The sequence below is a fragment of the Allobosea sp. NPDC055594 genome (assembly GCF_053618995.1).
Genome location: NZ_JBSHIO010000037.1, coordinates 1 through 9,183, shown reverse-complemented (window position 1 = coordinate 9,183; position 9,183 = coordinate 1). Strand labels below are relative to the sequence as shown.

The following is a 9,183-nucleotide window of genomic DNA, read 5'->3' as shown; positions in this document are numbered from 1 at the left end:
TCGCCGCCGACCCGCGGATGGTCGCTGTCATAGCCACGATGCGTCGCAAGATCGAAGGCGACCGAGAGCCCCTTCTGCCCGGCGGCGAGGTTCCTCCGGTAGAAGGCGTTCGAATCCTCGGCCGTCGAGAAGCCGGCATATTGCCGGATCGTCCAGGGCTGGTTGACATACATGGTCGGGTAGGGCCCGCGCAGATAGGGCGCGATCCCCGGCAGGCTGTCGACGAAGGCGAGCCCCGCGCGGTCTTCAGCCGTATAGACCGGCTTCACCGCAATCCCCTCCGGCGTCGCCCAAACCTCGCCGGAGACCGGCACAGCGCCCGCCGAAGAAGCACTCGCGCCCGCCGCGCCGGCGATCTCCGAAAAGCCAAGCTTCGTAAAATCCGGGATCAAGCTCATCGATCTCTCCCGTCGGTCCTGTCCCACCAATGGTGGAAATGATGCACCGGCCCGTGGCCATGGCCAACCCTGACCGTATCGGAGGCGACGATCGCGGCCGAGATGTAGCGTTTCGCCAGGGAAACAGCCTCGTCGAGCACGATGCCATGGGCGAGGCCGGACGCGATCGCCGAGGACAGGGTGCAGCCGGTGCCATGGGTGTTCAGGGTCTCGATGCGCGGTGCGACGAAGCGCTGGCGCTGCCCTCCCTGCGATACCAGCACGTCGACGCTGTCCGCGCCGGAGGCATGGCCTCCCTTGACCAGCACATTGGCGGCGCCGAGGGCGGCGATCGCGCTCCCCTGTTCGGCCGCGGCTTCCTCGGTCTGCGCCATTGCAGTGCCGAGCAGGGCGGCTGCCTCCGGCAGATTCGGGGTGACGAGGGTGGCGAGCGGCAGCAGGCGGCGCTTCAGCGCCTCGATCGCATCCTCCTGCAGCAGGCGTCCGCCCGAGGCCGCGATCATCACCGGGTCGAGCACGATGTTGCGGGCGCCATGGCGCGCAAGCCCGTCGGCGACGGTCTCGATCAGCTCCGCGGTCGCGAGCATGCCGATCTTGACTGCCGCGACGTCGAGATCCTCGAACACCGCATCGATCTGGGCCGAGACGAAATCGGCCGGTACCGGATGGATCGCCCGCACGGCCTGCGTGTTCTGTGCGGTCAGCGCGACGATGACGCTGGCGCCATAGACCTGATGCGCCGCAAAGGTCTTGAGATCGGCCTGGATTCCAGCTCCGCCGCTCGAATCCGAGCCGGCGATGGTGAGTGCGATCGGCATGGTCATTCCTTGTCCGCCTGTCCGGTGGATGTGGTGATCGCGAGCGCATCCTGCAGCACCGCGACAGCGTCAGTGCCGGCGAAGACGAAATTCTCGACGCCGGCTTCGCGCAGCCGGCCCTCCAGCTCGCCGGGGCGTCCCGCCAGCCAGATGGTCGCTCCGGCCTCCGCGAGTGCCTTGGCGGCTTGGGTCGCTTCGGCCGCATAGCCTTCATCCGAGCCGCACAGGCAGGCGAGCTTCGCGCCCGACGCCTTGAAGGCGGCGACCAGCGCCGCAAGATCGGTCTTGTCGTCATTGGCGAAGCCATCGCCGGAAGGGGCGGCGAGGCCGCCTGCCTCGAACAGGTTGCGGGCGAAGCCGGCACGGGCGGTGAAGGCGGCGATGTTGCCCAGCGTCGCCAGGAACACGCTCGGCCTTGCACCTGCAGCTGCGACGATGTCGGACTGTGCCCGCAAGGCCTCATAGGGCTCGGCGAGGCGCAGGCTCGGCAGCGCCTCGACCCTGATCGCCGCATCGCCGTCCGGCGCGGCCTGGCGGGAGCCAGGCGGCGGTGCCAGCACCGCGACCACGGCCTCGGCGAGGTTCGGGAACTCGCTCGTCCCGGTGATCGGCTCGCGCCGCGTCGCGATCGCCTTGGCCCGGCTCGCCCGCTCGCGCGCCAGCCCCTGCTGGACATGGCCGTTGGCGAGCGCTCCGACGATGCCCGAGATCCCGTCGGAGCTCTCGGCTTCGAGATCCTGGAGCTTGCGCCAGCCCTGCTCGCAGAGCGCCTGCGTCAGCGCCTCGAAGCCGCCGGCGCCGGCGGCCGGATCGGCGACGCGCCAGAGATTGGCTTCCTCGAGCAGGATCAGCTGGGTGTTGCGGGCGATGCGCCGGGCGAAGGCATCGGGTAGGCCGAGTGCCGCGGTGAAGGGCTGGATGCCGATCGAGTCGGCGCCGCCGACCCCGGCCGAGAAGGTCGCAACGGTGCCGCGCAGCAGGTTGACGTGAGGGTCGCGCCCGGTCAACGAGCGCCAGGCCGTCTCGGCATGGATGAAAACCGGCCGGGCCTCCAGGCCGCAGGCCTGCTGGACGCGATCCCAGAGCAGGCGCGCCGCACGCAGCTTGGCGACGGTCAGGAACTCGTCGGTATCGGCGACGAGCGTGAAGGAGATCGCGTCGCGCGCCTCGGCGAGCGGCATGCCTGGCGCTTCGAGCAGGCGCAGATAGGTCACGGCCGTGGCGAGCACGGCGCCGAGCTCCTGCGCCTCGGTGGCACCGGCCTCATGCCAGGGGCGGCCATCGGCGGCCAGGAAGGGGCCGCGGAAGCCGCGTGCTTTCAGTGCTCCGATCGTCTCGGCGAGGTTCTGCCCGAGCTCCGGCAGCGAGACCGAAAGCGCGCCGGAGCTGGCAAGCGCGCCGATCGGCTCCATGCCGAAATCGATCTCGACGGCATCGCCGGCAAGGCCGCGGCTCTCGACGAGGTCGGCCAGGAGCAGGGCATTGCGGCGGCCGCCCGGAGCCGGATCGAGCCGCAGGCGGACGAGGTCGAACATCACGCCGGAGAGGGCGGCGTCGAGCTCCGCGATGGTCTTCGCCGCCAGCCCGAAGCCGCGCGCTGCGGCGGCACCTGCAAAGGAGAGGTTGAGGCAGTCGGCGCCGCCTTCGAGCTCCGCCAGGGCCAGTCGGTTGGCCTCTGCCGGTTCGGGGTGATCGACCCGCGCTGCGACGTGCCAGCGCCCCTGCTGCTGGCGGAGCGGCCGGGCTGCGCTACTGGCCGCCGCCGGATAGAGGGGCTCGATACGGATGCCGTCGGCGGTCCGTCCGACCAGCTTCTTCTCGAAATCGGCGCCCTTCAGCACCTTCTCGACGGCGCTGCGCCACTGTTCGCCGGCGGGTGTCACGAAGGCCCCCAAATAGGGCAGGTCGGCAAGCGAGGTCGAGGTCATCGGCGCGAACTCCTGACGGCCGTTGGTGCGGCCGTGAAGCTCTCATCGCCAAGCGGCGCCGCGAAGGCAAGTGCCGGGCGCCGGTATAGGTGATGCCCATGATGGGGCACGCGACAGCAAAACGCCGCCCGAAAGGGGCGGCGTTTCATTGGAAACGTTGGCTTTCGGTCGCTCAGACGAACTGGCCGAGCCCCGGGATCGCGCCGACGATCGCGCCCATCGTGTCCTCGCCCGCCTGCTCGCGGCCGACCGCGAACATCTCCTTCGAGACGCTCTGGATCTGGCCCATCGAGAGGCCGGCACCCATCAGCTGGCCGCCGAGCGCCATGACGCCGCCGCCACCGCCCATCAGGCCGCCGATCGCGCCCATCAACCCGCCCTTGGCGCCGCCTTCGGCCTCGGCGAGGTCCTGGGAGCCCGGCAGGGCCGCGAAAAGCTGGCCGATCTCGGCCGCAGGACCCTCCTTCTGCAGGAAGGCGAGGATGATACCGATGGCCTTCTTCGCCAGGGACTCATCCAGGCCGGAAGCGGCCATGATGCGGGAGATCAGTTCTTCCATCGTGCGATCCTCTCGTGCCGAGCCAACTGGTGCTCTCTAGATAGTTTATACATAAACCATTTCAAACGGAAGCGATCTTCATGCTTCCGCCCCACTTCTCGTTTCGCTACATCGGGTGCACGACCTTAAGGCAACGGAGCAGGCGCGACCATGGCGGATGACGGCACGATCCTGATCGGCAAGAGCGTGAAGCCGGAGGTGCTGCTGCTCAAGCTCGCCAACCGGCATGGATTGATCACGGGCGCGACCGGCACCGGAAAGACCGTGACATTGCAGGTCCTCGCCGAGGGCTTCGCCGCGCATGGCGTGCCGGTCTTCGCGGCCGACATCAAGGGCGACCTTTCCGGCGTCGCGGCCGTGGGCGATTCCAAGCCGCCCTTCGTCAAGCGCGCCGAGGAGCTCGGGCTGAAATACCAGCCGGACCAGTTCACCACCGTGTTCTGGGACGTCTTCGGCGAGCAGGGCCACCCGGTGCGCGCCACCATTTCCGAGATGGGGCCGCTGCTGCTGTCGCGGCTGCTCGACCTCAACGACACGCAAGAAGGCGTGCTCAACATCGCCTTCCGCATCGCCGATGAGCAGAAATTGCTGCTGCTCGACCTCAAGGACCTGCGCGCCGTCCTGACCTTCATCGCCGAGAACGCCTCGGAGCTGACGACGAAATACGGCAATGTCTCGGCCCAGTCCGTCGGCACGATCCAGCGGGCGCTGCTGGTGCTGGAGAACCAGAAGGGCGAGAAATTCTTCGGCGAGCCGGGCCTCGAGATCACCGACCTGATGAAGACCGACCGCGACGGGCGCGGTGTCATCAACATGCTCGCCGCTGACAAGCTGATGGCCAATCCCCGGCTCTACGCCACCTTCCTGCTCTGGCTGCTCTCCGAATTGTTCGAGCAGCTGCCGGAGGTCGGCGATCTCGACAAGCCGAAGCTCGTCTTCTTCTTCGACGAGGCGCATCTGCTGTTCAACGGCGCGCCGAAAGTGCTGCTGACCGCGGTCGAGCAGGTCGTGCGCCTGATCCGCTCCAAGGGCGTCGGCGTCTATTTCGTCACCCAGAATCCGCTCGACATTCCCGACACGGTGCTGGCCCAGCTCGGCAACCGCGTCCAGCACGCGCTGCGCGCCTTCACCCCGCGCGACCAGAAGGCGGTGCGCGCCGCGGCCGAGACCTTCCGCCAGAATCCGAAGTTCAAGACCGAGGAGGCGATCACCCAGCTCGCCGTCGGCGAGGCCCTGATCTCGACGCTAGAGGGCAGGGGCACGCCGACCATGGTCGAGCGCACGCTGATCGCGCCCCCCATGGCGCAGGTCGGGCCGATCACCCCGCAGCAGCGCGCCCAGTGCATGCGCGACTCCGGCTTCGCCGGCAAATACGACACGATGGTCGACCGCGAGTCGGCCTATGAGGAGCTGATGAAGCGTAAGGGGATGAACGCCGACGGTTCTTCCGTCGAGGCCTCGACCTCGGGCGGCGGCATCCTCGATACGATCGGCGGCTGGCTCGGCGGTTCGACCGAACGCCCGAAGACCGGCCCCGGCAGCCGGGGCGGGCGCCTGCCGCCGAGCATGGCGGAAAAAGTGATCACCTCGGCGGCGCGCTCGGCCGCGACCACGATCGGCCGCCAGGTCGGTCAGGCCATCCTGCGCGGTGTGCTCGGCTCGATGATGGGTGGGAAGCGCTGACACGGCTATCGGTTGCCCTGCCCCGCCTTCCGGGCGGGGCAGGGGTTCCCGTCATGCCCTGGCGGCACTGGCATCCGGCGCTGGGCTCGTCATGATGGCGCCAATCGGAATCAGCCTCAGTGAGCGCCATGTCCAAGCTGCCCGCCATTCTTTCCCGTCTCGACGCCGACCTCGACGCCTCGCTGGCCCGGCTCTCCTCCTGGCTCGAAATTCCCTCGGTAGGGACTGATCCCGCCTTCGATACGCAGACGCGCCAGGCGGCCGAATGGCTCCGCCGCGATCTGGAAGGCCTCGGCTTCAAGGCTGAACTGCGCGAGACCGGCGGTCACCCGGTTGTGCTCGCCCACCGCCCGAAGCCCGGCGCGCCGCACGCGCTGTTCTACGGCCATTACGATGTCCAGCCGGTCGATCCGCTCGAGCTCTGGGACAGCGACCCGTTCAAGCCCGCCGTCAAGGAGATCGAGCCCGGGCGCAAGGTGATCCTCGCCCGCGGCGCCTGCGACGACAAAGGTCAGGTAATGACCTTCATCGAGGCGATCCGCGCAACGCTCGCCGAGACGGGCGACCTGCCGGTCGGCCTTACCATCCTGGTCGAGGGCGAGGAGGAATCCGGCTCGGTCAACCTGCCGGGCTTCATCAAGGCCAATGCTGCCGAGCTGAAGGCCGATTTCGCGCTGGTCTGCGACACCGGCATGTGGGACCGCGACACGCCGCTGATCACCTCGACCCTGCGCGGCATGGTCTATCAGGAGGTGCGCCTGACCGCGGCCGATCGCGACCTGCATTCCGGCCTGTTCGGGGGCGCGGCCGCGAACCCGATCCATGTGCTGACCAGGATCGTCGCCGAGATCCATGACGAGACCGGCCGGATCACCATCCCGGGCTTCTATGACGGCGTGCACGAGCCGACCAATGCGCAGAAGGCCGAATGGGCCGATCTCAACCTGACCGAGAAGGAGTTCCTCGGCCAGGTCGGGCTCAAGCACTCGATCGGTGAGAAGGGCCGCATGCTGATCGAGCAGATCCAGTCGCGCCCGACCTGCGACGTCAACGGCATCTGGGGCGGCTATACTGGCGAGGGCTCGAAGACCGTCATCCCGGCCAAGGCCTCGGCCAAAGTCTCCTTCCGCCTCGTCGGCGACCAAGACCCGGCCAAGATCGAGGCGGCCTTCCACCAGTTCGTGCGCGAGCGCCTGCCGGAGGATGTGACGGCCGAGTTCATCAGCCATTCCGGCTCGCCGGCGCTGGCGGTGCCTGTCGATTCTCCCGTCCTGCAGAAGGCGCGCAAGGCTCTTGCCGAGGAATGGGGCGGCCGCGTCGTCTCGATCGGCAGTGGCGGCTCGATCCCGGTCGGCGGCGATTTCAAGCGCACGCTCGGGCTCGACACGCTCTTCGTCGGCTTCGGCCTCGACGATGACCGCGTGCATTCGCCCAACGAGAAATACGACCTCTCCTCCTTCCACAAGGGCCAGCGTTCCTGGGCCCGCATCCTGCAGGCACTCGCCTCATGAAATCAGTCTGCGTCTTCTGCGGATCGAGCCCCGGCAACGATCCCATCCATGCCGAGGGTGCGCGCGCCATGGGCGCCGAGATCGCCCGGCGCGGCCTCACCCTCGTCTATGGCGGCGGTGCGGTCGGGCTGATGGGCATCGTCGCCGATGCGGCGCTCGCTGCCGGCGGCGAGGTCCATGGCGTGATCCCGCGTGCGCTGCGCGAGAAGGAGGTCGGCCATAACGGGCTGACCCGGCTCGAGGTCGTCGAGACCATGCATATCCGCAAGGCCCGCATGGCCGAGCTTTCGGACGGTTTCATCGCCATGTCCGGTGGCATCGGCACCTTCGAGGAGATCTTCGAGATCTGGACCTGGGGCCAGCTCGGTATCCACGGCAAGCCGCTCGGCTTCTTCAACATCGCCGGCTTCTACGATCCGCTCGCCGCCTTCCTCGACAACACGGCGAGCGCCGGCTTCCTGCGCCAGGCCCATCGCGACATGGCGATGACCGAGAGCGAGCCGGCGGCCCTGCTCGACAAGATGGCGGCCTACAAGCCGCTGGCCCAGATCAAATGGGTTGAGAAGGACGAGACCTGAGCCACAGTCTCGGTTGAGGTCGCTATAGGAATTTAGTCCTTGACATCGTGACGCTGATCGGGTAGAGATCGGGAACGCTCACGAATTGTGCCTGAGACGAACGAAGCCGCCGCGCTGAAAGCCGGCGGCTTTTGCGTGTCCGGCCCGAGCCGAGGTTTCCGATGACCGACGATAGTGATGACTCCGCCCCGGCGCCGCCGGCGGCGAGGCGCAAGCCTGCGCCGCGCGGCCGCAAGGCCGTGATCGGCAAACTCTGGAAGGCGGCGCAGACGCAGCTCGAAGCGCATGAGGCGCATCTCGCCGAATTGCCGGCCGGAACGGCCGCGAGCGAGGCCGATGCCAAGACGCTGGCGACGCTCGCTCGCACCGTGCGCGAGCTGGTCGCGTTGGATAGTGCCGCTGCTGCGGGGGAGGGAGGAAAGTCCGAGGATGATCTTAGCCCCGCCGAAGGATTGCGCCGGGTCGAAGAGCTTCGAAGAGAGCTGGCACGACGTATGGAACGGCTTATCGCCGATCACGCAGATGAAGCTGTTCCTCAAGCTGCTGCCGGATCTGCCGCCGGAACTGGTTAGGCTCGTCGAGCAGGAGTGGACCTATTACGGCCGACCCGACCAGAAATCCCGCCGTCTGCCTCCCTGGTGGACCTGGCTGGTTCTGGGCGGGCGCGGCGCCGGCAAGACGCGGACCGGGGCCGAGTGGGTCAAGGGGATGGCGTTGGGGCTGGCCCCGATCGCCAGCGAGCCCGTCGGCCGCATCGCCCTCGTCGGCGAGACGCAAGCGCAGGTCCGCGACGTGATGATCGAGGGTGTCTCCGGTTTGCTGGCGATCCATCATCGTTGGGAGAAGCCGATCTGGTCGCCGTCGCGGCGCCGGCTCGAATGGGGCAATGGCGCGATCGCGCAGGTCTTCACTGCCGAGGATCCGGAAGGCCTGCGCGGACCGCAATTCGGCGCCGCCTGGTCCGACGAGTTGGCGAAATGGCCGAACCTTCAGGAGACCTGGGACATGCTGCAGCTCGGCTTGCGCCTCGGTGACCGACCCCGGCAGGTCGTGACGACGACGCCGCGCCCGCTGCCGCTGATCAGGCGCCTGCTCGACGATCCCCGCGTTGCCGTCAGCCGGGCAGCAACCAGTGCCAACCGCTTCAACCTGGCGCAGAGCTTCCTCGACAACGCGCAGCAGGCCTATGGCGGCACGCGGCTCGGCCGGCAGGAGCTCGAAGGCGAGATCGTCGAGGAAAGTGCCGATGCGCTCTGGAGCCGGGAGCTGATCGAGGAGGTTCGCGAGCACACGCCGCCGCCTCTGGCGCGGATCGTCGTCGCGGTCGACCCGCCGGCCTCCTCCTCGAAGCGGGCCGATAGCTGCGGGCTGGTCGCTGCGGGCATCGATCGCGATGGCATCGGTCACGTGCTGGCGGACGCGACGCTTTCCGGCGCCAGGCCGCATGAATGGGCGCAGGCCGCGGTGGCGCTCTATCGCCGGCTGGAGGCCGATGCGCTGGTCGTCGAGGTCAACCAGGGTGGCGAGATGGCGGATAGCGTCATCCGCGAGGTCGACCCTGGCGTGCCGGTGACGCCGGTCAGGGCCTCACGCGGAAAATTCCTGCGGGCCGAGCTGTGCACGGCGGTGAGAAAACCATCCAGTGGAGCGCCGGCGTTTGTGCCGGCGCGGGCGGCGTAAAAGTCGGCCACTGGATAGGCTGACCCCT

At 68.2% G+C, this 9,183-nt stretch carries 9 protein-coding genes; 5 read left to right on the top strand and 4 right to left on the bottom strand.

Annotation, left to right across the window (positions count from 1 at the left end; all coding sequences use genetic code 11):
- From ACWGRX_RS26740 to ACWGRX_RS26725, 4 genes are all read right to left on the bottom strand, one after another.
- The coding region (locus ACWGRX_RS26740) for a methylmalonyl-CoA mutase family protein (protein ID WP_452120038.1) at positions 1-398 on the bottom strand (398 nt) is incomplete at its 3' end.
- On the bottom strand, positions 395-1,222 hold the full coding sequence (gene thiD, locus ACWGRX_RS26735; RefSeq protein WP_452120037.1) for a bifunctional hydroxymethylpyrimidine kinase/phosphomethylpyrimidine kinase: 828 nt from the start codon (positions 1,220-1,222) through the stop codon (positions 395-397). The genes thiD and ACWGRX_RS26740, both read right to left, overlap by 4 nt.
- Entirely contained in the window at positions 1,219-3,144 is a 1,926-nt protein-coding gene (locus ACWGRX_RS26730; protein ID WP_452120036.1) for a methylmalonyl-CoA mutase family protein, read from the bottom strand. The genes thiD and ACWGRX_RS26730 overlap by 4 nt, the downstream gene beginning before the upstream one ends.
- Positions 3,145-3,316: 172 nt before the next feature.
- Complete coding sequence (locus ACWGRX_RS26725) at positions 3,317-3,703, bottom strand: DUF2267 domain-containing protein (RefSeq protein ID WP_291642830.1); 387 nt, start codon at positions 3,701-3,703, stop codon at positions 3,317-3,319.
- A gap of 150 nt (positions 3,704-3,853) precedes the next feature.
- On the opposite strand from ACWGRX_RS26725, the gene ACWGRX_RS26720 reads away from it, so the two are divergent.
- The 5 genes from ACWGRX_RS26720 to ACWGRX_RS26700 all read left to right on the top strand — a co-directional run bounded on the left by ACWGRX_RS26720 (position 3,854) and on the right by ACWGRX_RS26700 (position 9,155).
- A complete protein-coding gene (locus tag ACWGRX_RS26720; RefSeq protein ID WP_452120035.1) occupies positions 3,854-5,386 on the top strand; it encodes a helicase HerA-like domain-containing protein in 1,533 nt (510 codons plus the stop codon).
- A gap of 128 nt (positions 5,387-5,514) precedes the next feature.
- Positions 5,515-6,897, top strand: coding sequence for a M20/M25/M40 family metallo-hydrolase (locus ACWGRX_RS26715; protein ID WP_452120034.1), 1,383 nt, complete (start codon positions 5,515-5,517; stop codon positions 6,895-6,897).
- Complete coding sequence (locus ACWGRX_RS26710) at positions 6,894-7,475, top strand: LOG family protein (protein ID WP_452120033.1); 582 nt, start codon at positions 6,894-6,896, stop codon at positions 7,473-7,475. The genes ACWGRX_RS26715 and ACWGRX_RS26710 overlap by 4 nt, the downstream gene beginning before the upstream one ends.
- Positions 7,476-7,636: 161 nt before the next feature.
- Positions 7,637-8,047 carry a hypothetical protein gene (locus tag ACWGRX_RS26705; protein ID WP_452120032.1) on the top strand — a complete coding sequence of 137 codons (411 nt, stop codon included), beginning with the start codon at positions 7,637-7,639 and terminating at the stop codon, positions 8,045-8,047.
- Complete coding sequence (locus ACWGRX_RS26700; protein WP_452120031.1) at positions 7,998-9,155, top strand: DNA-packaging protein; 1,158 nt, start codon at positions 7,998-8,000, stop codon at positions 9,153-9,155. Before ACWGRX_RS26705 ends, ACWGRX_RS26700 begins: the two co-directional genes overlap by 50 nt.
- Positions 9,156-9,183 lie beyond the last annotated feature (28 nt).

Bases quoted from the DNA above. Each gene is read 5' to 3' on its own strand.
- thiD (WP_452120037.1), bottom strand. From the start codon at position 1,222: ATGACCATGCCGATCGCACTCACCATCGCCGGCTCGGATTCGAGCGGC.
- ACWGRX_RS26730 (WP_452120036.1), bottom strand. From the start codon at position 3,144: ATGACCTCGACCTCGCTTGCCGACCTGCCCTATTTGGGGGCCTTCGTG.
- ACWGRX_RS26725 (WP_291642830.1), bottom strand. From the start codon at position 3,703: ATGGAAGAACTGATCTCCCGCATCATGGCCGCTTCCGGCCTGGATGAG.
- ACWGRX_RS26720 (WP_452120035.1), top strand. From the start codon at position 3,854: ATGGCGGATGACGGCACGATCCTGATCGGCAAGAGCGTGAAGCCGGAG.
- ACWGRX_RS26715 (WP_452120034.1), top strand. From the start codon at position 5,515: ATGTCCAAGCTGCCCGCCATTCTTTCCCGTCTCGACGCCGACCTCGAC.
- ACWGRX_RS26710 (WP_452120033.1), top strand. From the start codon at position 6,894: ATGAAATCAGTCTGCGTCTTCTGCGGATCGAGCCCCGGCAACGATCCC.
- ACWGRX_RS26705 (WP_452120032.1), top strand. From the start codon at position 7,637: ATGACCGACGATAGTGATGACTCCGCCCCGGCGCCGCCGGCGGCGAGG.
- ACWGRX_RS26700 (WP_452120031.1), top strand. From the start codon at position 7,998: ATGAAGCTGTTCCTCAAGCTGCTGCCGGATCTGCCGCCGGAACTGGTT.